The organism is Chryseobacterium sp. C2(2020), assembly GCF_014218915.1.
GTDB lineage: Bacteria > Bacteroidota > Bacteroidia > Flavobacteriales > Weeksellaceae > Chryseobacterium > Chryseobacterium mucoviscidosis.
Genome location: NZ_JACLCT010000010.1, coordinates 1 through 26,897, shown reverse-complemented (window position 1 = coordinate 26,897; position 26,897 = coordinate 1). Strand labels below are relative to the sequence as shown.

32 protein-coding genes are annotated in these 26,897 nt (G+C 34.2%); 7 read left to right on the top strand and 25 right to left on the bottom strand.

Annotated features, from left to right (window positions below):
* Window positions 1–65: 65 nt before the first annotated feature.
* Together H6W52_RS07805 and lpxK are read right to left on the bottom strand one after the other, a co-directional pair.
* The gene (locus H6W52_RS07805; RefSeq protein ID WP_116097640.1) at window positions 66–878 is read right to left on the bottom strand and encodes a purine-nucleoside phosphorylase; all 813 of its coding nucleotides are present in this window, start codon (window positions 876–878) and stop codon (window positions 66–68) included.
* Window positions 862–1,887 (bottom strand): tetraacyldisaccharide 4'-kinase, encoded by a 1,026-nt coding sequence (gene lpxK, locus H6W52_RS07800; RefSeq protein WP_087707434.1) that lies wholly within the window; start codon window positions 1,885–1,887, stop codon window positions 862–864. Before lpxK ends, H6W52_RS07805 begins: the two co-directional genes overlap by 17 nt.
* A gap of 380 nt (window positions 1,888–2,267) precedes the next feature.
* Between lpxK and truA the strand changes: the two genes are divergently transcribed.
* Entirely contained in the window at window positions 2,268–3,002 is a 735-nt protein-coding gene (gene truA, locus H6W52_RS07795) for a tRNA pseudouridine(38-40) synthase TruA (protein ID WP_116097638.1), read from the top strand.
* A gap of 329 nt (window positions 3,003–3,331) precedes the next feature.
* Here the strand turns inward: truA and H6W52_RS07790 are convergent, their stop codons facing one another.
* Window positions 3,332–3,532 (bottom strand): hypothetical protein, encoded by a 201-nt coding sequence (locus H6W52_RS07790; protein WP_123891952.1) that lies wholly within the window; start codon window positions 3,530–3,532, stop codon window positions 3,332–3,334.
* Window positions 3,533–3,672: 140 nt separating this feature from the next.
* On the opposite strand from H6W52_RS07790, the gene H6W52_RS07785 reads away from it, so the two are divergent.
* Window positions 3,673–5,430 carry an ABC transporter ATP-binding protein gene (locus H6W52_RS07785; protein ID WP_116097636.1) on the top strand — a complete coding sequence of 586 codons (1,758 nt, stop codon included), beginning with the start codon at window positions 3,673–3,675 and terminating at the stop codon, window positions 5,428–5,430.
* Window positions 5,431–5,477: 47 nt separating this feature from the next.
* Here H6W52_RS07785 and H6W52_RS07780 read toward each other — a convergent pair whose 3' ends face one another.
* Window positions 5,478–6,350, bottom strand: a complete 873-nt coding sequence (locus H6W52_RS07780; protein WP_123891951.1) for a CPBP family intramembrane glutamic endopeptidase — start codon at window positions 6,348–6,350, stop codon at window positions 5,478–5,480.
* A gap of 464 nt (window positions 6,351–6,814) precedes the next feature.
* Here H6W52_RS07780 and H6W52_RS07775 point away from each other — a divergent pair, with 464 nt between their 5' ends.
* Window positions 6,815–7,027 (top strand): hypothetical protein, encoded by a 213-nt coding sequence (locus tag H6W52_RS07775; protein ID WP_029295611.1) that lies wholly within the window; start codon window positions 6,815–6,817, stop codon window positions 7,025–7,027.
* Between the two features lie 163 nt (window positions 7,028–7,190).
* On the opposite strand, the gene H6W52_RS07770 is transcribed toward H6W52_RS07775, so the two are convergent.
* From H6W52_RS07770 to H6W52_RS07755, 4 genes are all read right to left on the bottom strand, one after another.
* Window positions 7,191–8,369 carry an MFS transporter gene (locus H6W52_RS07770; protein WP_228457549.1) on the bottom strand — a complete coding sequence of 393 codons (1,179 nt, stop codon included), beginning with the start codon at window positions 8,367–8,369 and terminating at the stop codon, window positions 7,191–7,193.
* A gap of 51 nt (window positions 8,370–8,420) precedes the next feature.
* Window positions 8,421–9,083: a hypothetical protein gene (locus H6W52_RS07765; RefSeq protein WP_116097630.1), complete on the bottom strand. Its 663-nt coding sequence runs from the start codon at window positions 9,081–9,083 to the stop codon at window positions 8,421–8,423.
* Between the two features lie 75 nt (window positions 9,084–9,158).
* Window positions 9,159–9,953 (bottom strand): DUF3575 domain-containing protein, encoded by a 795-nt coding sequence (locus H6W52_RS07760; RefSeq protein ID WP_116097628.1) that lies wholly within the window; start codon window positions 9,951–9,953, stop codon window positions 9,159–9,161.
* Window positions 9,954–10,318: 365 nt separating this feature from the next.
* Window positions 10,319–10,513: a cold-shock protein gene (locus H6W52_RS07755; protein WP_116097626.1), complete on the bottom strand. Its 195-nt coding sequence runs from the start codon at window positions 10,511–10,513 to the stop codon at window positions 10,319–10,321.
* 289 nt (window positions 10,514–10,802) lie between these two features.
* On the opposite strand from H6W52_RS07755, the gene H6W52_RS07750 reads away from it, so the two are divergent.
* Window positions 10,803–11,750 carry a beta-1,6-N-acetylglucosaminyltransferase gene (locus H6W52_RS07750; RefSeq protein WP_116097624.1) on the top strand — a complete coding sequence of 316 codons (948 nt, stop codon included), beginning with the start codon at window positions 10,803–10,805 and terminating at the stop codon, window positions 11,748–11,750.
* Window positions 11,751–11,764: 14 nt separating this feature from the next.
* Here H6W52_RS07750 and H6W52_RS07745 read toward each other — a convergent pair whose 3' ends face one another.
* The 3 genes from H6W52_RS07745 to H6W52_RS07735 form a co-directional block, all read right to left on the bottom strand.
* Window positions 11,765–12,826 (bottom strand): 3-oxoacyl-ACP synthase III family protein, encoded by a 1,062-nt coding sequence (locus tag H6W52_RS07745; protein ID WP_087707410.1) that lies wholly within the window; start codon window positions 12,824–12,826, stop codon window positions 11,765–11,767.
* 434 nt (window positions 12,827–13,260) lie between these two features.
* Entirely contained in the window at window positions 13,261–14,262 is a 1,002-nt protein-coding gene (locus H6W52_RS07740) for a T9SS type A sorting domain-containing protein (protein WP_116097622.1), read from the bottom strand.
* A 150-nt stretch (window positions 14,263–14,412) separates the two neighbouring features.
* Window positions 14,413–15,420 (bottom strand): helix-turn-helix domain-containing protein, encoded by a 1,008-nt coding sequence (locus tag H6W52_RS07735; RefSeq protein WP_116097620.1) that lies wholly within the window; start codon window positions 15,418–15,420, stop codon window positions 14,413–14,415.
* Window positions 15,421–15,765: 345 nt separating this feature from the next.
* Here H6W52_RS07735 and H6W52_RS07730 point away from each other — a divergent pair, with 345 nt between their 5' ends.
* The 3 genes from H6W52_RS07730 (at window position 15,766) to H6W52_RS07720 (ending at window position 17,718) form a co-directional block, all read left to right on the top strand.
* Window positions 15,766–16,203: a transposase gene (locus tag H6W52_RS07730; protein ID WP_116097618.1), complete on the top strand. Its 438-nt coding sequence runs from the start codon at window positions 15,766–15,768 to the stop codon at window positions 16,201–16,203.
* The gene (locus H6W52_RS07725) at window positions 16,167–16,523 is read left to right on the top strand and encodes a helix-turn-helix domain-containing protein (protein ID WP_116097616.1); all 357 of its coding nucleotides are present in this window, start codon (window positions 16,167–16,169) and stop codon (window positions 16,521–16,523) included. Before H6W52_RS07730 ends, H6W52_RS07725 begins: the two co-directional genes overlap by 37 nt.
* Before the next feature lie 82 nt (window positions 16,524–16,605).
* Window positions 16,606–17,718, top strand: coding sequence for a hypothetical protein (locus tag H6W52_RS07720; RefSeq protein ID WP_116097614.1), 1,113 nt, complete (start codon window positions 16,606–16,608; stop codon window positions 17,716–17,718).
* Window positions 17,719–17,995: 277 nt separating this feature from the next.
* Here the strand turns inward: H6W52_RS07720 and H6W52_RS07715 are convergent, their stop codons facing one another.
* The 14 genes from H6W52_RS07715 to H6W52_RS07650 form a co-directional block, all read right to left on the bottom strand.
* Window positions 17,996–18,772 (bottom strand): hypothetical protein, encoded by a 777-nt coding sequence (locus H6W52_RS07715; RefSeq protein ID WP_116097612.1) that lies wholly within the window; start codon window positions 18,770–18,772, stop codon window positions 17,996–17,998.
* A 51-nt stretch (window positions 18,773–18,823) separates the two neighbouring features.
* Window positions 18,824–19,843: an RNA ligase family protein gene (locus H6W52_RS07710; protein ID WP_194304382.1), complete on the bottom strand. Its 1,020-nt coding sequence runs from the start codon at window positions 19,841–19,843 to the stop codon at window positions 18,824–18,826.
* Between the two features lie 7 nt (window positions 19,844–19,850).
* Window positions 19,851–20,528, bottom strand: a complete 678-nt coding sequence (locus H6W52_RS07705) for a hypothetical protein (RefSeq protein WP_116097608.1) — start codon at window positions 20,526–20,528, stop codon at window positions 19,851–19,853.
* A 247-nt stretch (window positions 20,529–20,775) separates the two neighbouring features.
* Window positions 20,776–21,696, bottom strand: a complete 921-nt coding sequence (locus H6W52_RS07700; protein ID WP_116097606.1) for a DUF6892 domain-containing protein — start codon at window positions 21,694–21,696, stop codon at window positions 20,776–20,778.
* A gap of 16 nt (window positions 21,697–21,712) precedes the next feature.
* Window positions 21,713–22,378: a hypothetical protein gene (locus tag H6W52_RS07695; RefSeq protein WP_116097604.1), complete on the bottom strand. Its 666-nt coding sequence runs from the start codon at window positions 22,376–22,378 to the stop codon at window positions 21,713–21,715.
* Window positions 22,379–22,414: 36 nt separating this feature from the next.
* Complete coding sequence (locus H6W52_RS07690; RefSeq protein WP_116097602.1) at window positions 22,415–22,942, bottom strand: hypothetical protein; 528 nt, start codon at window positions 22,940–22,942, stop codon at window positions 22,415–22,417.
* A 32-nt stretch (window positions 22,943–22,974) separates the two neighbouring features.
* On the bottom strand, window positions 22,975–23,382 hold the full coding sequence (locus tag H6W52_RS07685) for a hypothetical protein (protein ID WP_116097600.1): 408 nt from the start codon (window positions 23,380–23,382) through the stop codon (window positions 22,975–22,977).
* Entirely contained in the window at window positions 23,379–23,930 is a 552-nt protein-coding gene (locus H6W52_RS07680) for a bifunctional (p)ppGpp synthetase/guanosine-3',5'-bis(diphosphate) 3'-pyrophosphohydrolase (RefSeq protein ID WP_087707385.1), read from the bottom strand. The genes H6W52_RS07685 and H6W52_RS07680 overlap by 4 nt, the downstream gene beginning before the upstream one ends.
* Window positions 23,931–23,990: 60 nt before the next feature.
* Window positions 23,991–24,350, bottom strand: coding sequence for a hypothetical protein (locus H6W52_RS07675; RefSeq protein WP_116097740.1), 360 nt, complete (start codon window positions 24,348–24,350; stop codon window positions 23,991–23,993).
* Window positions 24,351–24,366: 16 nt separating this feature from the next.
* The gene (locus H6W52_RS07670; protein WP_116097598.1) at window positions 24,367–24,714 is read right to left on the bottom strand and encodes a hypothetical protein; all 348 of its coding nucleotides are present in this window, start codon (window positions 24,712–24,714) and stop codon (window positions 24,367–24,369) included.
* Window positions 24,715–24,736: 22 nt separating this feature from the next.
* On the bottom strand, window positions 24,737–25,000 hold the full coding sequence (locus H6W52_RS07665) for a hypothetical protein (protein WP_116097596.1): 264 nt from the start codon (window positions 24,998–25,000) through the stop codon (window positions 24,737–24,739).
* Between the two features lie 3 nt (window positions 25,001–25,003).
* Window positions 25,004–25,582, bottom strand: coding sequence for a metallophosphoesterase (locus tag H6W52_RS07660; RefSeq protein ID WP_228457550.1), 579 nt, complete (start codon window positions 25,580–25,582; stop codon window positions 25,004–25,006).
* A gap of 211 nt (window positions 25,583–25,793) precedes the next feature.
* A complete protein-coding gene (locus tag H6W52_RS07655) occupies window positions 25,794–26,351 on the bottom strand; it encodes a hypothetical protein (RefSeq protein WP_116097594.1) in 558 nt (185 codons plus the stop codon).
* Window positions 26,352–26,401: 50 nt separating this feature from the next.
* Entirely contained in the window at window positions 26,402–26,707 is a 306-nt protein-coding gene (locus H6W52_RS07650) for a hypothetical protein (protein WP_076390755.1), read from the bottom strand.
* Between the last annotated feature and the right edge of the window lie 190 nt (window positions 26,708–26,897).

The following is a 26,897-nucleotide window of genomic DNA, read 5'->3' as shown; positions in this document are numbered from 1 at the left end:
TGTCCCTTTTGCGGTTAATTCTGAAATTAGTTTAAACAAGTTTATTGTTAATAATCTTAGGTTTACTAATAATCTTTCACCAAGCCTTTTACAACTGCAATTACATTCGGCATGGCTGTATTGGCTGCGTTCAGAACTTCTTCGTGAGAAACGGAGTGGGCAATATCGGGACCGCCTAAATCGGTCACAACGGAAATACCAAAAACATCCATTCCCATATGTTTAGCAACGATCACTTCCGGAACGGTACTCATTCCTACAAGATCTCCGCCAATGGCTTTAATCATTCCGTATTCTGCGGGAGTTTCGAAAGTGGGTCCCTGTAAAGCTACATAAACACTTTCGTGGACGGTAATATTCTGTTCAGAAGCAGTATTTTGTGCAACGGAGATCATTTTTCTGCTGTACGGTTCGCTCATATCCACAAATCGGGGGCCGAAAGAATCGATGTTTCTGCCGCGAAGCGGATGTTCAGGCATCATATTGATGTGATCCCGGATGATTGCAATATCTCCGATCTTATAGTCTGGATTAATTCCGCCTGAAGCATTGGAAAGAATGAGATTTTTAATTCCCAACAGATAAAAAACACGGATCGGAAAGACCACCGTTTCTATTGAATGCCCTTCGTAGTAATGAAAACGACCGCTCATCATCAGAACTTTTTTTCCTTCCAGAATTCCGTAGATCAGTTTTCCGCCGTGTCCTGCAACGGTAGTCTGCGGAAAGTTGGGGATTTCAGTGTATTCTAATGTATGAATAGCTTCCACTTCATCCTGCAGTCTGCCTAAGCCGGAGCCTAAAACAATGGCAAAATCGGGAGTTTCTTTAATGATATTTTTAACGAAATCTGCGGTCTGCTTAATTTTTTCTAACATAATCTAAGATGATTTGATTGAATTCTTCCTTTTTATCAATAATTACATTGATCGGCCAGTAGTACACAATATCTCTAAGATAATCAAAACTTTTCAGGCGCACATAGTCTTTTTCAGTGGTTAAGATCAATTTATATTCCCCTAATTTTTTATATTCCGCGACAATATTTTTGATGTCTGCTTCCGTGAAATTATGATGATCTCTGAATTTTAAGTGTTTTACCCTTTGCGAAAATTTTGCAAGATGGGTGAGGAGAGGTTTCGGATTGGCAATTCCTGTAATTAAAAGAATATCATAATAATTCAGGTTGTTGTCGGGAAGCATTTTTTCTCTTCCGTATACATTTTCGTCGTATCCGATGGATGAAAAGAATACTTTCTGCGTACGGTCCGGTCTTATTCTGGAAATGTAATACTGTTTGGTTTCCTCGGTAAGTTCATCGGGACATTTGCTCACCATGATGATATCCGCTCTTTTGGATCCGGCTCTGGATTCTCTTAAATCTCCCGCCGGCAAAAGATGATCTTTAAAATAAGGATCATTAAAATCGGTCATCATGATGTTGAATCCAGCTTTTATCGCTCTGTGCTGCATTGCATCGTCCAGAACCAGAACATCAAGATCCATATCGCTGATTACTTTTTTGGCTCCGGGAACTCTTTCTTCGGAAACTGCAATTACGAAACGGTTTTTAAAGCGTTCAAACAACTGCATGGCTTCATCGCCCACAGTTTTGTAGTTGCTTTCATAATTCGTAACAGCATATCCTTTCGTAAGTCTTCCGTATCCTCTGGAAAGCACACCGGTTCTGTAATGCTTAGACAGGAAATGAGCAAGATACATCACCATCGGCGATTTTCCGCTTCCGCCCACAGAAAGGTTTCCGACACAGATTATCGGCGTTTTGAATTTCACAGATTTAAAAATTCCCAGATCATACATTGTGTTTCGGATACCCGTTACCATGTGATAACCGAGGGAAAAAGGATAGAGGTACCATCTTTTCATACGTTTGCAAAAATAGGAAATTTCGCAGGGATTTGGATGAATATGGGAGCTACTTTTCGATATTTATTTAAAAAATCTGTTATTGATTATCATCAAATTAAAGTATTTTTGTAGAGTTATAATCTGCTGTGCATTTTAACTTGTCTTTCTGTAATAAGTGAAATGCCTTTGTTTATCTTTAAAATGGTTGGGAATTGTAGATAAATAAAAATCTTTGTAGTCTTTGCGTCTAAGTTCTCGCAAGGTTAAACAAAGTTTTATTAAAACAAATCTTTTTTTAAGTTAAACAAAGCCACTTCGTTTATGGAAGAAATACAAATTGATATTGATTCAAATTAAGTTATATGTACAAATAAACAACAGATATTTATTTTATTACCTTGAGATATTTTATAGAATTTTCCTACAACGGCAAGAATTATTTCGGTTACCAGATTCAGCCGAATGCTATTTCTGTGCAGGAAGAACTGGAGAAAGCACTTTCCACGATTTTAAGAGAAGAGATTAAGACAACGGGAGCGGGGAGAACCGACACAGGTGTTCATGCGAAGAAAATTTTTGCCCATTTCGATACGGAGAAAATTCTGGATCAGGAACTGGTGAGAAGGCTGAACAGTTTTCTTCCGGCGGATATTTCCATTAAAAGAATTTTTCCTGTAAAAGATGATTTTCATGCACGTTTTGATGCTACTTACCGAACGTATGAATATTATATTTCGCTTGAAAAAAATCCATTTACGGAAGAATTGGCGTGGCAGCACTGGAGAAAATCTTTGGATGTCGAAAAAATGAATGAAGCCTGTAAAATTTTATTTGAATATGAGGATTTTACAAGCTTTGCAAAATTACACACCGACAATAAAACCAACTTCTGCAAAATGTACAAAGCAGAATGGGAACAGAATGGAAGTGAACTGAAGTTTACGGTTTCGGCGAACCGCTTTCTGAGAAATATGGTGAGAGCTATTGTGGGAACAATGGTTGAGGTAGGTTCGGGGAAATTGCAGCCTGAAGACGTAAGAAAAGTTATTGAAGACAAACACCGAAACTCTGCGGGAACTTCTGCACCGGCGCATGGGTTGTACTTGGTGGATGTGGGATATGATTTTGAGTAATATTTAAACACAAATTCCACAAATAATTCCACGAATATCCACAAATAATTTTCGATTTTCTTTATTAGATTTGAGTCATTTGTGAAAAAATATTAGTGTAATTTGTGTTTAAAAGAAAACAAAAAAACGAAAATCATGAACGAAATCGAAAAACTTGCCTTTGCATTACAACATTTCGCGGGACTTGAGGAGTATGATTTTCAGCCGTCATTGGTAGTTTGCCTCGTCGGACATTCACATTTGCTTCCCTGAATATTGGTTTGCGCTGTCGGAAGTTCATTTTTGTACGCCCAAGAGTTGGTTTGCCCTGTCGGAAATTCACATTTGTTTCACTGAATATTGGTTTGCCCTATCGGAAGTTCATTTTTGTACGCCCAAGAGTTGGTTTGCCCTGTCGGACATTCACATTTGCTTCCCTGAATATGGGTTTGCCCCGTCGGAACTTCCGACGATAAGAACCTGTAAAATCTTGCCGCCGGAGATCTCCGGTGATCCGTGTTTTTTTCTTTGCTTAGTTTTAAATTGAGCATTTTTATTGTTTTTCATCTATACCATAAATAACATCAATCTGAATTTTTCATCAGGAATTAATGAAGTTGTAAAGGCTGACAAATTTGAAAGTCTTATTTTTGCATAGAATTTTATATAATTCTTTTCTTCAATTCGTACAATGAAAAAACAAGATACCTGGGGAATTGTTAAGAGGCTGTTCTTTATCGGAATGAAGTTCCGTTCTTGGTTCATCCTTACTTTAGTGATTTCCATTTTTCTGGCAATAGTTTCTACTTACCGTCCTTATCTTACCATGGAAGTGGTGGATAATGATATTACCAAACTGAAAGATAAAGCGCTGATGCTAAAGCATATTTATCTTTTGATCGGTCTGGTTTTTACAGAGACCATTTTAAACTTTTTTCTGGTTTATTTCTCCAATTTCATTTCGCAGAATGTAATCCGAGATATCAGAGAGAGGTTGTATAATAAGCTGATTTATTTTAAAACGTCTTTCTTCGATAAAACTCCGATCGGGCAGTTGGTGACGAGAGCGGTTGGCGATGTAGAAACCATTGCAACGGTGTATACGGATGGTTTTTTGATGGTTTTCGGAGATGTACTGAGAATTATTTTTGTACTGGTAATGATGTTCAGTACCAATGTTCATCTCAGTTATATTACATTGGCGATTTTACCTTTAATGGTCGTCATTACAAGATTTTTCCAGAAAAGGCTGAAAAAAGCATTCGGAGATGAAAGAAACTGGACTTCTAACCAAAATTCTTTCGTTCAGGAAAGACTGGCGGGAATGCCGATCATTCAGGTTTTCAACAGGCAGGAAGCTGAATTTAAAAAGTTTGATGATATCAATATTACTTTAAAAAGTGCGCTGCTGAGAACGGTTTTTATCTTCTCGCTGTTTTTTCCTGTGGTGGAATTAATTTCGTCTCTTTTTATCGGGTTTATCCTTTTTTACGGAGGATATATTACGATCAGTGCGGGAGTTGTGATTGCGTTTATCCAGTATATTTCGATGCTGATCCGTCCTTTACGACAGATTGCCGATCGTTTCAACAATATTCAGCGAGGAATTGTAGGTGCAGAAAGGGTTTTAGGATTAATGGATGAAGACAATGCGATGCCGAACAACGGAAAAGTAAGGAAAGATCATTTTGACGGAAAAATAGAGTTTAAAAATGTACATTTTGCGTACGATGAAAAGCAGGAAGTATTAAAGGGAATCGATTTTAAAGTAAATCCGGGTGAAACTGTTGCAATCGTTGGCGCAACCGGAGCCGGAAAATCTACGATCATCAGTTTAATTACAAGATTGTATGATATCAATTCCGGAAATATTTTAATTGATGATGTGGATCTGAAAGATTATGAGCTTTATAATTTAAGAAGCCACATCGGAGTCGTTCTGCAGGATGTTTTCCTGTTCCACGGAAGTATTTTTGAAAATCTTTCGTTTGGGGATGAAAGCATTACGCTGGATAAAATAAAAGCAGGGGCAAAAGAAATTGAAGTTGATGAATTTATTGAACAGCTTCCGGGAGGATATGATTATGTGGTAAGCGAGAGAGGTTCGTCCATTTCTCTGGGACAGAGACAATTGCTGTCTTTCTTAAGAGCCTATCTGTCTGATCCGAAGATTCTGATTTTAGATGAAGCCACGTCTTCCATCGACCACGAAAGTGAAAAATTAATTCAGAGAGCCACGGAAAAGATCACGAAAAACAGAACGTCGATCATTATTGCACACCGACTTTCTACCATTGAAAAAGCCGATAAAATTATTGTGATGGAGCATGGAAAAATTGTTGAAGAAGGTAAACATCTTGAACTTCTGGACAAAAACGGATATTACTCCACGCTTTATAAAGCTCAGTTGAGACATGAAGTGGAACTGGAAGAAGAAACTAAGAAGTAATTTGTTGTAGATACAAGAAGGTTAAAATCGATTGGTTTTAACCTTTTTTATTTGATTTCGTATTCTTTCTGTAAAATTTTCAAAAATTCATCCTTGGAAATTCCTTTTTCGGATTTGAAATGAATATTCATCAAGCCTTCGTCTGTAGTAAACTGATCTTTTCTGTAAAGATGATCCAATAAACTCTGAAGTGAATATTGTCTGGTTTCAATGCTGTATATTCTGTCATCAACTATTTTCGTTTCAGATAATACAGGTTCGTTGTCATTTATAAAAGCTTTCTGCTCAATTCTTATATCGTAATCCTGTGTTTTTTCAGCAAAAGGAGACGTAAAAAGCAACATGATGCAAGGAATAGAAATTCCGAACAGAAGATTCCATAACGCATGATAAAGCATACTGTAAAAAATATTCAGTCTTACACGAATGTAGCTTAAAATAAGTCCACCCGACAATTGAGAAGCCACAATGAAGGGAGACAATGCATAAAAAGTCCACGAATCATTCACATAATTATCCAGATGCACCAATCCGAAAATGATTGAAGAAATATAAACCAGAAACGGAAAAATTCTATTCCATTTTTCCCTGTTGATAAGGTGTGAAAAAAGTTTTTTGTAACGGAGAGCATATCTGAAAATAAATTCTTCTGAAAGCGGAGCAAAAATTACCATTAAAAAGACCGCCTGAAACCATGTTAAATTTTCAAAAGCATCGGATGGTTTTAGAGTGATAAATTTTTCCGTGAGATAGTTTAAAGGAAGCACTAAAACCAAAAAGAAAATAATCTCAATAATCAGAAGATTGAAGATGAAGTAAAATTTTATTTTTGAAGAAAATTCAATCTGAACGTCATCTGGCTTTTTTATAAACTGTAAAAGATCTTTGATATCACGTTTCAATCTTTGTAAATAATTCACGAAGTAATTTTTAAAGCACGAAATTAAAATTTTAACGTTAATGAAAGTTCATTTTTTGTGAAATTTATCAACATTCATATTTTTTTCAGAAGTTTTTGGATAATAAAATCAGGATTTTTTCATCTTGAAGATTTTACTGAATTGAAGCACAATCGGAAGTTCTTGAATTCAGGTTTCTCTGTATGGAAAAAAATTAAACAGGGATAAAAATAGTTCTGAAAAAGCGATTTTAAGCACAATCTGTGGAATTTTTCAAATTATTTATTTAAACGTTAAATCTGCTGAATCTATATCTATATTTTAAAATAAATTTGATTTTAGTAAAAAAAGTGATAAAATAATGTTTAAATCTTATGTTTGTAAGGAATATTTTGTTAACTTTATTCAGAATTTAAACACAACCCCTTTATTTTGGTAGGGTGTTTGATGTAAAGAGGTAATTTTAATTAAATCCAAAAATATAGATGAAGAATATACAAGATGAATTTCAGGTTTTTAAAGACGAATTAAGAAAGTTGAATATCGAAGTACAGAAAGTGGTGAAAGTAGGGAACGGCAGTATGGATTTCCACGAAGTTTTTTATAAATCGCCAAGGTATGAAGATGTGAAGAGCGTTTATGTTCAGAGGCATAATCTGGACAATATTTTAGAGAAATTTAAGCAGGCTTATCATTAGATAAAAAACGCGGCTCAGGGAACCTGAGCCGCGTTTTTTTTATCATCAATTAATCCTTATCCAGTGTAGAGGTTTTTCTGGTATCCTTCATTCTGATATATACCACGAAGGAAAAGAAAATACAGGCTGTAATGTACCAGTAGAAATAATGTTCCACATTTGCCTATTTAAACCAAAGTGCAATATACTCTGCCGTTCCTCCGAAAACGGCAACCGTTAAAGCATAAGGTAACCCGACTCCCAAAGCTCTTACTTCGGACGGGAAAAGTTCAGCTTTTACAACCGCATTAATGGAAGTATAGCCGCTCACGATAATTAAAGACGACATAATCAGGAAAAATGCACTCCACATTGATGTAGTGTGGCTTAAAGCATTCAGAAGAGGGTAGGTAAAAACAGTTCCCAGAATTCCGAATGCCAATAATAAAGGTCTTCTTCCAATCTTATCCGACAAAGCCCCGAAAACAGGCTGTAAGCAAGCAAAAATAAAGAGAGAGATAAAAGAAACCAGTGTGGATTCTTCTTTGGTAAGATGAACGGTATTTACCAGAAATTTCTGCATATAGGTTGTGTAGGTGTAGAAAGCTAACGTTCCGCCCAATGTTAATCCTACAACGGTAATTAATGCTTTTGGATGTTTAAGCAGTTCTTTTAAAGTCCCTTTTTTCTTCTCACCCAGGTCTTTTTTGTTTTCAAAAGCTTCAGTTTCATGAAGATTGGCTCTTAAATATAAAGCGATAACAGAAAGTAAGGCTCCAATTACAAAAGGAATTCTCCATCCCCAATCTTCGAGTTGGGTTTCCGTTAAAAGCAATTTCTGCAAAATGAGCTGAATTCCCAAAGCAATTAACTGTCCGCCAATTAAAGTCACATACTGAAAGCTGGAATAAAATCCTCTCCGGTCTGAAGTTGCCATTTCGCTGAGGTAGGTTGCCGAAACACCGTATTCTCCGCCCACACTCAGTCCCTGCAATAACCTTGCGATTAATAACAGAAGAGGAGCCAAGACACCAATGGTTTTATAAGTGGGCGTTAAAGCAATGAGTAAAGATCCGAAAGACATCAGCAAAACGGAAAGCGTCATTGCTTTTTTTCTTCCGACTCTGTCTGCAATACTTCCGAAAAGCCATCCTCCGACAGGACGCATCAGAAAACCTACGGCGAAAATTCCGGCTGTGTTTAAAAGCTGCGCCGTCATATCCGAATTAGGAAAAAAAGAATTTGAAAAATAAATGGCAAAAGCAGCATAAGCATACCAGTCGTACCATTCTACCAGATTTCCGATCGATCCGCCTACAATTGCTTTGATTCTTTGGGTGGTGGTAATTTGTGATGAATTCATGCAGGAAAGATATTTCTTTTCTTTAATTGTGAAAAGTATTTTAGATTTAATTTATCTGAAAATCGTATAAAGGAATTGACTTCCCAATTCATGAAGTATATATGTCCTTAAATTTTCGTCTTCGGGTAAAAACTCCATTCCCTGCAATCCATTATGCATTTCCATATTTCCAACACCTTTGATGCTAAACATTGCCATCATCAGATGATAGTTTTTTTCATCCATCAGTCGATAAATTTCAGGTATATCATCCACAGTTTTGCCGGTAAGATGAGAGAATGCACTTGCATAAAAATGCTGATACATGGGATCATTAATTTCTATTAAAGAACTCTCATAATAATATTTAATGATGTTGTAAATTTTCTCGTATAGACGATCTTTTGTTTTCAGGATAAACTGTTTTCTGTAATTTTTTATCGGGACAATTCTTTCGTGCGAAATATAAAAGTATTCCGAATATCCGGAATAGATGACCTCAATTAATGGTTTATGATGGAAGCGGGAAAATTTTCTGACAATAAAATTTTCTTCTATTTTATTTTCTGGAATCAATGCTAAGTTTAATGCCCTTTTTTGTTTGAACTGTCTGTAAAAATCTTCCGTTTCACTACAGTTTAAAGAACTTTCAGATAATTTATCATATTTAATAAAATATCTGTATCCTAAAACAAACTGAATAGCATAGTGAACAGAAACGTGAGATGAATACATATGTGTTTATTTCAGACCAATATAAAAATAAAACCGCTCTCCGAAAGAACGGTTTTAAGTAGGCAGTAAAAATTTTTAAAATCGATATCCCAGAGACAATCCGCTTCTGAAGCCAAGCCATGGTCCGTCTACATTTACTTTAGCGCCGTTTGCATTGGTTTCTACGGTGTAATTTACATAAGGAATATCCAGATCTTCAATTTCTTTTTTTAGCTGCGCCTGCATATCGGGAGTCAGGATCACATCACTCGTCATGGTAAAATCGCCCTGTCCTTTTCCGTAATGCGCTCCTGCGATCCAGAAATCCAGAACTAAATTTTTGCTTGGCGTAAGGAAAAACTGAACGCCCACCATTATACCGCCACTGTTTCCGTGTGCGCTTCCGTTTCCTTTCAGAGGAATCTGATAGGTCGTTCCGCTGAAGGTATAATCATAATAAAAATCGAATGTGTTGGAAGTAATTTTGGAATATCTGTAATAAGGGGCTACGTAAAATCCTTTTCCGTAACCGGCTCCGAGATAAAATCGCGGTTCGATGGTAAAGTTGAACGATTTTACTTCGAGATTCTGAAATCTTTTTTCGTCTTCATCACTCAGAAAAGAATTGATGAACGGAACTTTCCCTTCAGGCATGGTTCCGAATCCCATATTTAAAGAAAACCATTTATTAAAAGCTCTTTCGTATGATAGATTGATGTTTCTGAAAACATATGCGGTAACATTCGTCTTGATAATGTTCATTTTATCTGAGGTTTCGGGAACTGTCATTTTAATGACATCCTTTTTAGCCGGAGTTTCAGGAGCTATAGTTTCCTGTGCAGAAAATCCTGAAAAGATAAAAGAGGAAAGAAGGAAGAAGTATTTTTTCATGATCTTATATTTAGTAGGTGATAATTTTCAGAGAGCAAAAAACGGGCAAAAAAAAATAAAAAATACACTTTTGCGTGAAAAATTAAAATTATGTTAATAGTTTGTCTTATTTTGAAATGCTTTTTTAAATTTAAAAGAAATCATCAATAATATGATTGTAATTTCTTTAATAAAGTAATGCTGTTTTTTAATGTGCTTTAATCTGAGATTATTATACAAATAAAAACCTCTTGCGGAAGCAAGAGGCAGATGAACATAAAAAAATAAAAAGTAATTTCTACTTAATATAGTCAAACATTATACGAACTTACAGATTATCTATAAAGATTATGTTTCAAAAATTTTTTTGTAGAGTATGTGGAGAATTAAACTAACTTAACGTTAACAGCGTTTAATCCTTTCTCGCTTTTTTGTACTTCAAAACTCACTTTATCGTTTTCACGAATTTCTCTTGTGCTTAATCCTGAAGAATGTACAAAAATGTCTTTTCCTCCGTCTGCAGGAGAAATAAATCCGAAGCCTTTTGCTTCGTTAAAAAATTTTACTGTGCCTTGTTGCATGGTAATGGGTATTAAAATTATGGTATTATAAATCTGTCGACTTCACAGATTCTACTTGAAATCGCTCTGATAATCGGGTGGCTGAAAAAGTAAACTGAAAGAAAAATTGTGATCTTAAACTATTACAGAATAACGAAGGCAGAAACCTGTTTTATTGATGCTTTTGCAAAGATAGGATAAAATAAATGAATACTGTTTAATTTAATAGGTTGATTATCAAAATTTTATTCATACCTTTCACGCCCAACAGAATTGTTTGCATAATGCCGATGATTTTAATCTAATTCTTATGCAAAAATATTCAGATGCAATTCTGGCAAATCCACAGAAATCTCCTTCCGGATCTTTAAAGCAGGTAAGAATTGCCTATTTTATTATGCTTCATCATAAACCAGAGGTCTTTAAAGAGATGTTTGAAAAGATTTATACAAGAGATCAGTTCTATCTTATCCACATAGACCGGAAAGCAAAAGCAGATTTAACGGAAGAAATACAGAATTATCTCGTGCGGTTTCCCAATGTTTATATTTTGGAAAGTGTAAACATCGTTTCCGGCGGTTTCAGCATGATCCAGACAGAACTGAATGCAATGGAATATCTTCTTAATGCAAGTATAGAGTGGGATTATTTCATTAATCTAAGCGGTGAAGATTCTCCTTTAAAATCGCAACAGATTATCCGCCAGTTTCTTACTGTTAATAAAGGCAGGAACTATATTTTCTATTACGACCAGAAGTTTTACAGACCGGATACGCTAAAAAGAATACAGAATCATTTTACTGAACTTACCCACAAAATTTCTTCTTATGTTTACAGAAGAGAATTTATGAAGGGTGTTGTACCTTACATTGGAGGAAAATGGTTTATGTTTACAAGAGAAACCTGCGTTTTCTTAACCAATAACAAAAAGGTTATGGATTTTGAGGATTATTATCTTCATACGCTTCTTCCGGCTGAATCATTCTTTCAGACGGTCTTAATGAATACAGATTTTACGGATATTATTGTGAATGATGACAAAAGAGCCGTTATCGATCATCCTTTTTTCGGCAAAGATCTTCACGCCGATCATTTTATAGAATCTCTAAAGTCCGGAAATCACCTATTCATCAGGAAAATGAATAAGCAGACTCACCAGAATCTTCTCGATTATATTGAAGAAAGTTATCTTCTTCCACTCACAGAAGTAAATGAAATTGAAAGAGAATTAAAAAAGCATGACCGTCAGAATAATTAATAATTTTCTTCTATCTAAAATTGATAAACAAAGGCATTAATGTTCATTCCTGCGCCTACAGAGGCAAACAAAACAATATCTCCTTTCTGGATTTCGTGATTTTCAAGCTCTCCTTTTAGGATCATCGTAAGCAAAGATGGGATGGTTGCCACGCTGCTGTTTCCAAGTTTCTGTATTACCATAGGCATGATGTTTTCGGGCATTTTTAATCCGTATAATTTGTAAAATCTTTCCACAATGGCTTCGTCCATTTTTTCATTCGCCTGATGGATGATGATTTTATTTACCTGATCGATGCTGTATTTGCTTTCGTCAAGACATTTTTTCATGGCATCCGGAACATGCACAAGTGCAAATTCATAGATTTTTCTGCCTTCCATTTTTATATATTTTGTGTCCTGACAGGCTTCATTGTTGTAAGATTTACCAAAGAATAAATAGTCTTTTTCCTTAAGTGTATAAGACGCCGAAAGATGAGACTGTATACCGGAATTGTCCTGATCGTTATATTCGAGCACAACTGCTCCTGCTCCGTCCGCATAGATCATGCTGTCTCTGTCGTGGATATCAACAACTCTTGATAATGTTTCTGCTCCTATAACCAGGCATCTTTTGGCAATACCGGCTTTAATGAAAGCATTTGCCTGAATAACTCCTTCAATCCATCCGGGACATCCGAATAACACGTCATACGCAACACAAAAGTTATTCTCAATTTTCAGAAGATGTTTTACTCGTGCGGCAAGACTTGGAACCATGTCCGATTGTACGGTTCCAAAGCGGACATCGCCAAAATTATGGGCAAAAATAATGTAGTCTAATGTTTCAGGATCTATTCCGGAATCTTCTATGGCTGCTTTTGCAGCAATTAAGCCAAGGTCAGAAGTTACCTGATCTCTTGATGCATATCTTCTCTCCTCAATACCTGTAATTTTCTTTAATTTTTCGGTAAGCGAGGCATTGTCGTCTTTCAGGATAATTCCCTGATCATCAAGAAAAATATGATCGTTAAAAAATAAATTATCAATTGTTTCAGAAGGAATGCAGTTGCCGATTCCAATAATTTTACCAGTCATGTGAAAACTTTATTTTGGATCTATAAACAAAATATTTCATACTTTTTATCTTTCTTATCATTGTAAATGAATAAAACAATTAATTTTACTGTTAGCACAGATGGTTTTTTTCTAATGAATACAGCTCAATAAAAACTTTTTATTTAAAAGCGGTAATATTATTATTTTCTAGACGGATTTCTAACTCTAAAGGTAGCAGATTAAAAATGAAAAATACTATATTAAATGTGCTTTATTTATAAATTTATATGAGTTGCATCATACTATTTTTTGCGAACCGTGTAATGTACAGATAAGTTTTTTTTGATAATTCAAATCTCAGAACAGATTAATTGTAAAGCTTAATCATCTAAAAGCTTACTGTATAACGGATTGATAATAAAATAATTCAGCCCGAAAAAATCGGGCTGAATTTTATTTAACAGGAAAACTCTTTATTTTTTGATAAATTTTGTCGTCTCCGGTTTATTTTCTTTGCCTGAAACCTCAATGAAATAAGATGCCGGCGGAAGATCAGAAACCTGTATTTTTCCGGATCCCAGATCTGATGTTTTAACGAGTTTACCATCCAGACTGTAAATTTTTGCCTGAGTGTAATTTTGGATATTTCCTTTAATATTGATAAAATCGTAAACGGGATTCGGATAAATTTCCAATCTCTGCTTTTGGGCAGACCAATCTCCGGCTGCTAAAACTGTTGTGTTTAAAGCCTGTGCCGAATTCGTTGTCTGGTTATTAATTCCCGCTACCGGAATGTTTACCACAGTTTCATTGGTAGTGAGGAGCGGAAATTTATATGAACTTCCATAATAGGAGTAAGAAGTATTTACAATAGTTCCTATCGGAAATAAGAAAGAGGTGTCGTTAGGAAGATAAAGGTTGAAATTCTGTACAGATTTTACCCTTAAAACATTGGTAAATGTAGAAGATGCCAAAAGCAGATTTCCCCACGCATCGGCGGTAAGGGTTATTGTTCCTTTGCAAAGGCCGTTTGCAGAAGTGGAGGTGAATGTTCCCTGTGCCTGATCTGTCTCGCTGTATCCGTAAGCGGCAGGATAGGAGATGAATGTACCGTTGTTGGATGATAAATTAAGCGTTGCATCGGTGGTTACAAGGCCTGTAATTTCAAGTTTGGAAGCCGACTGTTTGTAGTATACGGTGTTGGAACTTCCGGTGAGCTTGAGAGTGGATCCGGGAAATGTTGAAATTTCAGAAGCAGAAGGAGTAGAGTAGTTTCCGGGTGCGGAACCGCTTAATACCAACGAAGAATTGTTAAACGTAATGTTTGCTCCTGTTCCGGAATTGTTGGGCGTTCCGGTGGCAAGAAGATAATTGGGATTGTCTCCGGAAACAGGATCATTAAAAGCTTTGGTAACGGTAGTCTGCGCATTGCATACTCCATACAATGACAGCATCAATAGTAAAATTTTTTTCATTTTCGATTTTTTCTTAAAGATAATCAAAAAGTTACGTTCAGAAAGTATTTTTTATTTTAAAATTTTACTGATTGTTATTTTTTCTATTTATGCTACTTTTTAGATGTTTTTGAATCCGGTTAAAAAGTAAGATTTTTAAAAATAAGATCACTAAGAAAATGTATAAGTATCAATCCCAATTGATCTCATATATTCTGAAGGGGTTTTGTTTTCTATCTGCTTAAAAGCTCTGTTGAATGTAGACTGATGCTTGAATCCTGCTGAAACATAGATGTGCATTAAAGTATACTTCGGATAATTTATTTTCATTTCATCCTTGATATAATTAATCCGGTAGGTATTGATGAGGTTTTTAAAATTGGTATCAGTATTCAGGCTGATTGCTTTGGAGAGATACGTTGTATTGATCCCAAATTGATGGGCAAGATCCTGAATGCCAAAATCCGGATTTTTCCATGGAGTTTCAGTTTCCAGATATTCTTTAATGCGTTGATAAATTTCGGAATACATCTGAAGATTTTCTCCATTCGTTTCTTTTATGGTGTTTTTTTCAGACGCTGTGTCTTCGTTTTCGAAGGTGATTTTCGAATTTTTGTACTGATGTCTTTTTTCCGAAATCTTCATATTATAAAATATCAGAAACAGGGATATCGGTACAAAGGTAAATAATACTTTTACTTTACCTGCATGAATATTTTTATATGCTACCATATCCGGAAAGTAGGATAGCGGAAGAGTTATCATCATAACAATAAGCAGGATGATAACAGATGCCGCCCATAACAGCGTTTTGAAATGATAGAGATTGTATACTCCCAAAGGAAGAAGAGCAAAGAATAAGATGTTTTCGGGAGCCGTTTTCCAGAATATAAAAAGCAATATAAAGAGCAGGATAATTTTTACAATGAGATAATAATCAAGAAGAGATTTCAGAATATTGTATTCCAACCGGTAGTTAACAGTGGCTACTATACCTAAAAATAAGACAACCGGAAAAAAGAAAGCTGCAATATTTTTATTTCCTTCAAAATAAAAAAGAAGCGTATGGATAAACAAAATAATCATCAACATTAAATTGTAATGAAAAAAGAACATTTTAATTAGATGTTCTTCGGAATTACTTTCCGGTTTTATGATCTGAGAAAAATTAGTTTTCATGAGTTAATTGTGTTTGTGAAAATATTCGTTTTTTACTCTTTACAAAGTCTGAAAATTTCAGTACTAAGATAATAATTTATAAGATACCATGTTTATCATAAGTTAATTTCTAAATTAGCTTATTTAAGATATTGTTTATCATAGTTTTATGTGTTTTTTAAGCCAAATCTTAAAACCTTAAAATTTTCAAAAATCAGTTTATTTGAGAATCTATATTTGTAATGTCAGAACGCAATTAGAGTATCCAAAATTGTGATAGGAATTGTAACAAGTTGGGATACGGAATTCTTTTTTTGAAAAAAGCAATTGCTGATAACATAAATATGAGGTAAAAAATTATGAATTATGTCTTTCAACGTAAAAAATATCCACATAGGAAAACTTATCCATAAGAAGGTAAATGAAAAAGGAATCGATTCCTATCGAATAGAGAAATTTTTAAAATGCAGTGAGGAAGAAATTTTTTCCATGTATGAAAAACCAAGTATTGATACTGAAATTCTCTTAAGATGGAGTAAGCTTCTTAAATACGATTTTTTCAGAATCTATGTGCAACACATTATACTTTTTTCTCCTTCTGAGAAAAGCAGCAGCGAGATTCAGGAAAACCAGAAACTGCCTTCTTACAGAAAGAATGTCTATACAAAAGAAATCATAGATTTTGTTCTGGAACTTTTAAATAAAGAACAGAAAACAAGAGCTGAGATTATAGAAGAATATAAAATTCCTAAGACAACACTTTACAAATGGATAGCAAAATACAACAGTCGGAATTCAGAATAAATGCTCCGGATTACCGTAAGATTTATACCGATATGATTGAAATGAAATACCTTCATAAAAAAGGAAAATGTGAAGCGGTACTTAATAAACCAAGGCTCACGGTGATGGATATTTTTGAAATCGAAAAAATAATTTTTGATGCTAATGATCTTCAGAATGATAAAGAGAACGGAAAATTCCGGGCATATGATAGTGAATCTATTTTGCAGATTCTGAACTATCAGAAAATGAATAAAATGAGTAATACCGAGATTTCAAATCATTTTAAAATAAGCAGAAATTCTTTAGCAAAGTGGAAAAAAATGTTTCCGGAAATCTGAATTTACAGTTAAAATTTTCGATCGTATTCTTACAGATTTATTCTCAATTAATTTCAAAAAACAATATTTAATAATAAACAAAATGAAAAAATTATTTACAGCTTTTTTTATAGCTTCCCTGTTTACCTCAGCTTTATATGGTCAAGTTGGTATCAACACGGCTTCTCCGGAATCAAGTCTTGATATCCGTGCAAAAAACCATTCGGGATCTTCTCCGGGAGCTGTTACATCGGGAGACGGAATTTTAGTACCCAGAGTTATCTCGCTCTCGGTAAACGGATCTGTAAACGGTCAATTGGTTTATCTTACTGCTGATGCAGGTGGTTTTTTAAAGGGATTTCACTATTGGAACGGAACTGCATGGACAGCTCTGGATGCTACTAACGATGCATGGACAAATGATGCTGCAGGAACGATGATAAAACTTGGTGCCAAATCTGACGGTTCTGCAAGAAGCAGCAATACAGATTTTGTTGCAACTGATGAAGGGAGAGTAGGGATAGGAACAAATGACCCGAAAGTTACAGTACAGATTGAAGGACAGGCTGCTTCTTCCGGGGTTCCTGACGGATTTACGCCTCCGAGATTAACGAGAGCACAGCTTTCTGCGAAAGATGCGTCTTACGGAAACAATCAGAACGGGACTCTTGTTTTTGTAACAACTCTGGACGGATCTGCCATAAACAAAGTGTCTAACGTTACTTCTGTGGGGCTTTATTTTTATGATGCTCCTACCAGCAAATGGTATAATATCCGAAATTCATCTTCCGGAGTGGTGGAAGGTTTTAAAATTATTACAGGAACATATTCTCCTACAACTCCTTACGTTATACAACCAGACGATTATATTTTGATTTTAAGATACAGCACAGCTTCTACAGGCGGAAATGCTTCTGCGAATGTAAGTACTGTAAGTCCCTATATTAACAGTACAGCAAATCTGCAGCTTCCCGATCCTACAACGTGTCCCGGAAGAGTTTTACACTTTATTAATGACAGCGACAAAGTAGGAGTGACAACAGCAGAAAATGTTTATACCAATTATGCCATGCATTCTGCATTATCGGATGCCAACAGTTTCAATTCAAGAAGTTCTTTAATGAATTATGAAATAGGAACCGGACAAAATTATTCTCAGTGGAAGATAATAAGCGACGGTATACGCTGGATTTGTCTGCAGGTTGTTGTTGTATAACACAGATGTTTATTATAATGAAAGAGGCTGTTGTAATGACAGCCATCTTTTTATATTAGCAGTTATCACAAACTGTATTTTATATTTAATACTGAGTGGGAGATTTTAAACGAAACAGCAATAATTCATTGTCTGATAATATTTTGTATCCGAAACCAATTTCCTTCCAAATGGCAATTAATTTTTCTTTCGCTTTACTGTCGTCTGAAACTACGATGCATTTTGAGTAAAATTAATTACATCTAATTTTATTTAAAACTAATGATTCAGGTTTCTGTTACATCTTTATCGTGTGCCATTTCATTACTAAACTTCCATCTCCTTTTTTGTCTGAGATTTCGAGAAACTGAAATTTATTTTTAGAAATTTTTTTATATAGTTTATGAAAATCCTCAAAGGCTTTAAATTTACCGTTGTTATAGTAAAAAGTAAATACCCCGACAGATTTCCACTGGCTGTTTTTCAAAGTCCAGATTCGGATTGACTTAAAATTACTGGCGCATGATGAATAATATTCTGCAATTTCGTTTCCGCCATCTTCGTCTATATCTCCAATGCTGAAAATACTCTCTGTATGACAACAGTTTGATTCAGTTTTTATCCTTGGAATTTTATTATTGGTAAAATAATAAGATTGTCCTTCTTCGCACAAGTTCAGACTGGGCAAAATGAAAACGGAGTCATTTTTTTTATCGCCATCCAGATCGCCCAGATTTTTAAAATTTTTGGTGAAACTGACATCTCCTTCAACAGGAGATTCATAAAAAGAGTTTTTCAAAATTATATTCGGCAGACATTTTTTTTGAATATCTTTAGAATTATATTGAGAAATATCCAATTTGAATTTTCTTTTAAGAATTGAGTCGTTAATGTATTGAATATCGTTTGATAATATAGAGTCGCCTGATTTATTGATTTTAAAATTCTCAATTTTATCTTCAAAAGAAAGTGTTTTTTGAAAATTCTCTTTAGCTGTTATTTTTCCGTTGTTTTCTTTTTTATTTGTACAGGCAAACCATCCCAAAAGTATAATTAAAAAGATTATATTTCTCATTGTAAGACTGTGACTTGTTTTTTTAGTTGAATGGTAAAAATCAAAAATATTCTACAAAATCATTTTATTAATCTCAGAATTAATTCTCTCCGCAATCCACGCTTGATCATCGGAAGACAGATCATTTAAAAGACCGTCATTGTTTTCATTGAAATCGGTGATCACATCTTCCAGAAATTCCTTTTTAATTTCGGAAACTCTGGATTGATTGTTTAAATCTAAAGTTCCGATTTTAGAAACGGCACTTTTCAGCCTGTTTTGGGTAACGTAGTTTCTCAGTTCGTCTACAATAAAGGAGAGTTCCTCTGTTTTGGAAGAAACGTTTGGAATGAAAGACCATTTTTCAGCTTCATGAAATTTTTCCTCTTCATCGAATTCGGGGTTCTTCAATTTGATGATAGGTCTTTGAAAATCATTGTTATCCAATTGATTAAAAGGCTTTATCACGACGCCTTCAATTAAATTATCGTTCAGTTCGGGAAGATTAAATTCTTTGGGAACAGCAGAATTGATCCTGATGTTGAAGTTTGTTGCTTCATTGAATTTTCCGATCAGTAAAGGTTTTGCATGAAATATTTCAAATTCATTGAAGTATGCAACCGAACTTTCGTAATCCAGATAATATTTAGAATCTGAACCACAGGTTTCGATAGCAATATCAAAAGCGCAGAATTCAATATCGGGATTGTAGTAAACTCCGGTCTGGATCGCATGTACATCTTTTACGGGTTCTACTTCAGGATGAGGATATTTTCCTCCGAAAAGCTCTCCGTAGATGATGTATTTTTCGGCGGCAATGTCGCTGCTCAGTTTTTCAAAAAGACGGAGAATATTATTTTCCAGTTTACTGACCACGAGCTGAAAGCCGAAAAAATCGTCACTCCAGTTGAGGTATTCTTTTCTTTTGGCAAATTTAAGACTGCCGTTTTCATAAACAAAGCTGAAATTAGCGCCGTGTACTTTTTCTGTAACCACCCATTTCAGTTTTTCCATCTTGGAAAAATCGCTTTCGCTAAGACCTAATTTTTTTAAGTTGTTGGGCATTTTTTCGTACCCCGAAAATTCACTCATTGTTTTTTTATTGATAGCTTGCTATTTGTTGCTTTAACCAAGATACACATTCTTCTGCTTTATCTCTTGGCAGAAAATCTTTATAGTGATTCAACTTTTCCAGAAGTTCTTCGTAATCTTCAGGATCATATCCTTCTTTTGGGTCATCTTCCATTCTTGTCCGCTCTTCATAGCGGAGTTGAAATTCATAAACTTCTTCTGCATAATAATCGGCAATAATTTCCGGTGAAGAGGCATAATTAGAAAGAAGATAGTCTTCAAAATAATCAAATTTTCCTTTATCCTGATAATTTAATACACCTTCTTTAATTTCGTATTGATCAACATTATCAATATAATACACACAAAATAAAGCATCCTCTAAATAAAAAGATAAATTGGTCATAAAATCTAGATAAATATGACCACCGAGACCAGATTTACTCTGACCCTGTATCTGTATATATATTCCAGGTGTTTTAAAATCGATTATTTTATCTTCATGATATATCGCACATCTTTCTACTATTCCGTCACTAGAAATTACCGCAAAAGTATTGTTAAAAATTCCCCATTCACCTATATATGTAAATTCATTGGAATATTTTTCTAAAAATTCTTCCTCTTTTTCTTTTTTTACCTGTAAAATAGCACCGCCCGTAATTACTTTTGGCTTTAGCTGTTCAACATTATATAAATTTCCCATTTTTAAAGAAATTTTATTTTTAATTTGTGTCTAATTGTTTATTTATATGTTTTTTGATTATCCGCTATTAATCATATTGCTTTTTAACGCAAAGAACTCTCAAAGATTCTTTATATACTAACTGTTTTTAAGTTCGCAAGGGCGTTTCACTCAGCAAAGAACTCAAAGATTTTTCCAATTATGACAAATTATGGACAATTATAAAATGTTTCTATTGAACTTAAAAACTTCAATTTCACAAATAATTTTATAAAGGTACAGCATCAATTCCTTTTAATTTAAGATCTTCATACACTTTGGAATCATTACTGAAAAGTGTCATTTTCTTTAAGTTAGGAAAATGTTTAATATCATCATAAATTTCAATATTAAAAGAGTCATCTTCGCCATCCCAGTAAGGTGTAATGTTTATATAAATATCATTTCCGCCGTCTTGGTAAATTTCTGTTATCTCGGTTGCCAATTTCCTGTCGATTTCTAAGTTTTTAAAATATTCAATCGCTTCAGGAATAGGTTCGTAACCTTCTTTTTCGACATCTATTTCTCTTTCTTCGTAAGAATCTGCAAACTCAAAAATATCAAATTTCGGTTGTATGAGTTCTTTGATATACATTAATTCTTCAATAATGGCAAGCTTAAAATTCAAATCTGTAAATTCAATTTTTTCTCCAGATATTTTATCTGCCTTATATTTATCGGAGTTTATTATTGTTCTTTTCTTTTTAACTTTTTGCCATATTGAAACTTCTTCAATGGTTTTGAATTCATCCTCTGAAAGCCATGATGAAAATTTCACGTTATCCATTTCCATGTCTTTAAAACTTTGGTCGACTTCTGTAATGGCGAAAAAATAGATATAATTTTGATTGTTGATTTTCAAATCTCCATTAAACTTATTTTTGGGTAAGAAATCTTTATCAATATCTGCAGTTTTGACAACCAAAGTCAATGTGTCGTCTTCATTTTTAGGTGCAAAAACTTTGATTCCCAGTTCATGCCAAATATAAATGAAATTAGTATCTGTTTCTTTCCAGAATTCATAATGATCTCCAAATTGATTTTTGAGGTCTGAAAAATTTAAAGGAAAATGAAGATATTGATCATTAATTTCAATTCCGTCTTCTTTAACATGTATAATAAATGATTGTTGGTTGCTTTCGTTCTTCATATAAGGTGTTGAGTGACTAATTTTCTACAAGGTAATTATCAAATGCTATTTTTGCATCATTACCATCCCAAATAATTTTGAATCCTGCCGGAAGTGCCATAAACTTCACAATTTCAGGTCTTGACATCATGAACTGTCCAAGTGCCATTTCTTCAAATTCGTTTGCTTCTTCATCAAAATCATCCGTTATCACCATCCATCCTGAATCCGGATATTCCCTTTTCCAGCGAAATAAATGGATGGGCAATCCTGTTTTGGTTAAAGGATCTGCTAAAACGATCTGATTAATATCCGGGAAATCCGGTTCTGCTTTTAGCTGGTCACATACTAAAAGCTGTTGGTTAAGTACAAAAAGAGTACGAATCAGTCCCGGCTCGAATCCAAGTTTTTCAGGAATAAGTTCAAAAATCTCAAAAAAGCCTGAAGAAACTTCCTGAAACATAATGTTCCAGGTGAAACAGGTGACTTTATCTCCACTTTTAATATCGGGTTTTTCATCCTGAATGAATTCTACAAGATATTGTAAGATATGTCCCAAATTTTCTAAGGAAAGATCCTGTTTTACGATCTTGATCTCTTTATGTAAGTATGGTTTTAGTCCTTTGGAATAATGATATTCTCTGTCGGAATAAAATTCTACATCTCTTATTTTAAATGCTTTTTTTCTGCTGAAAAGTCCCATAGATATTGATGGTTATTATGTTTTTGTTCAATTTAATTACTCGTAAATTCTGCCCATTTCTAATAAGTCGCCCAAAGTTCGCCAACTTACTTCAAACTCTTCATTATTACTTTCGTCATCGCCATGATCTAAGTAACATCTCATACCACATTCCAAAATAGAATCCGGATCAAAATTGTACCATCGGTTGCCTGTTTCAGAATCGATTCCAAAATAACGCCATTCATCTTCCAACTGTTTTCCTTTCATTTTGTGCAGCTCTGCAATCTGAAACTTTATGACGGCAATTGTATAATCATATTCGCCACTGGTTGAAGTACTTGTCTTTGGATTGATGAATGTTTTTTCGTCAGGTGCTTTTATAATCTTTAACCATTCAGTACCAAATTTTTTCGGCTCCGAAGTAAATGCATTCATTAGAAGTTTCGATAATAAATCGGCTGTCAAAGGTTGTTTTCTTATCTGTTCCACAAGCTCCAGTAAAGCTAGAAGATATGTTTCTAAATCTCTTTTTTCTATATTGTTGTTGCGATTGATGCAATTGTAAAATTCATTATACGTCATATTTAATAAAATGTATTTTTAATAAAAGCAGGCTAATCCATAAAAATATCTAAATAATCCTGTAGAATAGCATCATTGCCTGTTATCTCAATTGTGAGTTCTTTAATTTTTTGTATCAGTTCAGATTCGTTTGTATTTTTATCGATATCTACCAGTCGCAATGCAATTTGCGATTCGTCATCTTTCAGATTGATTTTTATTGATCTTCCGTCAAGAATAGTTATTCTTGTGGGTACAGAAGGTTTTCTGTAACACTCTTTTATAAGATTTACGATTTCAAAAAGCTTTTCAGTTTCCTCAATTTTTCCACTCCAAACTCTGCCATCTTCTTGGAAATATTGCGATTTGGATAAAATAACTAAAAGGATATAAAAATCTTCGTTTTTCTTGATTTCAATATCAAATTGTCCTGCGAGAGTATGTATTTCAATCTTGATCATTTGTTTTTATAAGCTTCAATTTTTTCTGATAATCTTTTGGCTAAATAATCATTACCATCTTTTAAATGCTCGTAAATAATTTTTGCTTCTTCAAGGTATTTTTCTTTTTTGGCTTCTTTCCAAAAATAGGGTGGAGCATATAAATTACAGATTCTGTCTGCCATTTTAACCGCCCAGATTTCTTTGGGCTGTTGCTTTATTCGGTGTAAGCTATCCTTCATTTGGTGTTCCTTTTCAAGCTCTGTATTTTTTGTGAGGGCAAGAACACCTTCTTTCACGTCTTTACCATATTCTTTTTCGAGATCTTCGATTGGGTAATCTGTATCTTCTATGGTATCGTGCAAAAACGCACATTTGATGGCTAGATCAAAATTAAAATCAGGAGTATTTTTAGAAGCATTGATGATTTCAAATACCACGCTTCCGATGTGGTTGATGTACTCTATTTTTTGGTTTTTGTTTTGTCCGCCGTACGTTTGTCCGTTGTGCAGAATGCTTACTTTCTGCCATATGTCCTGTAAATCGTCTATTGTAAAATTGTTGTTCATTTTTTGTGATTGTTTGTATGTAGATGTTATTTAGATAGAGCTGATTTTTCCAATTAAATTTTACTCTATCACCAGTTTCACATAAGTAATTCCGTCTTCTCCGATATATTCGGAATTATAAACTCTCTTTCCGATAATTGATTGAATAGCGTTCTGAACATCTGCTAATTCTCCTGCTAATTCAAGACTGATATTTTTTGAGCTGTAAAAAGCATCTTCATCAATAAAATCAGAAACGTGCAGGTAGAATTTATCCAAAACATCTTCAAGTGGATATTGAGAATCTTCCTCTTCTTCCAGATCAAAATTTAGTGCAAAAACATAGATGTCCTCTTCTGTATTTTTATAGATTTTATCTTCAGCTATTTCATATTTAGAATTACTGTGTTTATCCAGATCAATTAGTTGTATGTTTTTCATTTTAATAAGGTTTTCTTTAAACAACTCTCTCAATAATTTTTCCGAAGAACTTTTCTCTGGCTTCATCGAGATTCATATTTGCATTTTTAATGCTCCACGCAGTTTCAAACAAATCGAATACATGAGACATTGCGAGAGATCGGGCAGGATCTCCGGGAAAACAGAAAAAATGAGCTTCTTCAGAAACACTCCTGCCTTTCCCATTTTCCTCTAAAGTTACCCAGACAGAAGATTTTGCATCTGCTCCGGAACCTCCAAATTCTTTTTCCAGGTTCCAGTGTATATTGTCGGTTGCTCCAACCAAAATCATGTGATGATCTACCTCAATCCAGTTGATGATAAGATGGGTAAGCTTTTCTTCCATTTTGTATAGTATTTTAGTCTGGTTACTGAGTTTTCCAGTTAAATTTTGTCATTTTATTCGTGAAATTCTCGTCGACAATTTCAATGTTCAGTTCACCGTTTTCTTTTGTGAGAATAATCATGCAGCCTTTTTCCAACATTCCGTTTTCATTGAATTCCAGCTCTCTTACTTTTATAGATTGTGTAATGCCGTTGAAATCTGTTTCTTCTATAAAAGGTTCTCCTGTATGTCCATAAAAGTGATATTGAAAAATCACGTTATCCAAAACCTCTCTGATTTCCGTCATACCTTAACCGCTTTGACTGTCATCTTTATCGTGAGTAATCAGGACATTAAAAGTATTTTTAGTTTTTAACAATTTTCTGATTTCCTTTCTTTCGTAATCCTGAATAAATCGTTTTTCTGTTCTGCCTTTCCGGTCTCCGATTCTGCCGATTCCTACAAAATGTAAAACCTCATCTTCCGTTTCCAATGTTTGTTCTAAACCCGATTTGCAGACGAAAACTCTTTCATAGATATCGATAGGAAAAATACTTTCATCCGGATTTTCTTTTTCCAGACGGTCTAAAAAATCGTGGTCTTCATGATTTCCGCGGACGCAGATCATATTAATATTCAACTCATTCAAAAATGATTGAATCTCGGGGTTTTCTTTCGTGAAATCATCATGAAAACCGAGCTCGTCTCTGTTGTATTGTGCGTGTTTTATCGTTGCTTTATCAAGGTTTTCGATGTTTGGATAGGCTCCCAAGTCTCCGCACTGTAAGATGAAATCAATTTTGCTGCCTGTTTCTTTTTGGTAAAGATCAACGAGTTTGAAGGGTAACAGAATTTTACCGTGAATGTCTGAGAAAATGGCAATTTTCATATTTGAGTTTGGTTATTTTATTTTCGGGTATCAGCTTTTAGCCTTTTAGAAATAATCTGAAAAACAAATATATCGAAAACAATTAAAGGAAAAACGTTAAGTATACAGAAATAAAAATCCCGGATCTGAAGTCCGGGATTCTGTATTGTTTACTCTGGAACTTTCACAGAACTAAGAGCTGATGAAAATACTCTTTGTAGAACTTTTATAATTATTTTGCTACCGTTGCTTTTGCAGCTTCATACATTACTCTTATATCTTCATCGGTATACTTTGTAAATTTATCGGGTGATATATCATAAGTAATACCATCAGAGATCATAATGGCATTATCTCCGGCTTTTACTCCATAAGTAAATGATAGACCGCCTACTGTACTTCTGTTCAGGAAGCCGTTTTTATCTTCTGCTTCAAATTTTACAAAGCCAGGATTCATTTCTTTATCGCTTGCTAATGTTTTAATATCTGCTACTTTCTCTTCAATACTGCTGTATTTTTCATCTTCATTAAATGGGTTTGAAAAATCTTGTTTAGAAAAAGTCATTTTGAAAAATTTCCCTCCATAAACAGCAATATCTTTTCCATCCTGAAGTATTCTGGCTCCTTTTGGAGCTTTTGTAATTACATTATATCCTTTGCTGCTTAAGTCAAGATCTACAAGATCTGATGTTTTGAAATGACTTTCATTGATGCTTTTTTTAGAAGTTTGTGCCTGAAACAGCGTAAACGAAAATCCGAAAATCAGTAAAAGTAAATTAAATTTTTTCATTGTATAAGTTTTGTAGAATTTCAACAACAATTTGTTAAAAATTTTATTGTTTAAATTTTAAAGAGGTTCATGGAAATGATAAATCCTACAACTCCTGCAACCAGCCAGACTATTTTGTGACTTTTCGGAGCTTCATTTATCCATGCTTTTGGATCTTTAGTCTTATTCCTGCTTTCGGCTGTTGTAATGTCCCCACCGGGGAAAAATAACATGGCAATTCCAATTAAAACAAAAACCGGTGCTGCTATTACAAACTTAAAAACAGATCCTGTGGTTTGCATCATTTCGTATCCCATGTAAGTAACATAACCTCCGCCCAGAATAGCAAGAATTCCAAATAATCTTCCTAATTTCATACTCTATTTTTTTAATAATATTTGTTTTATTGTCTGTAATGAGGCTTTACTACAATGCTTGTAATTTTCCCATTTTCCCAGGTTGTATACACTTTTGCTATGTTTTTAATAATGTATTTGTTATTTTAAAATATATAATTGTTTATTTAGTTTTAGAAAAAGCAACTTTAAAGAGTTTTCCAGCATAAAC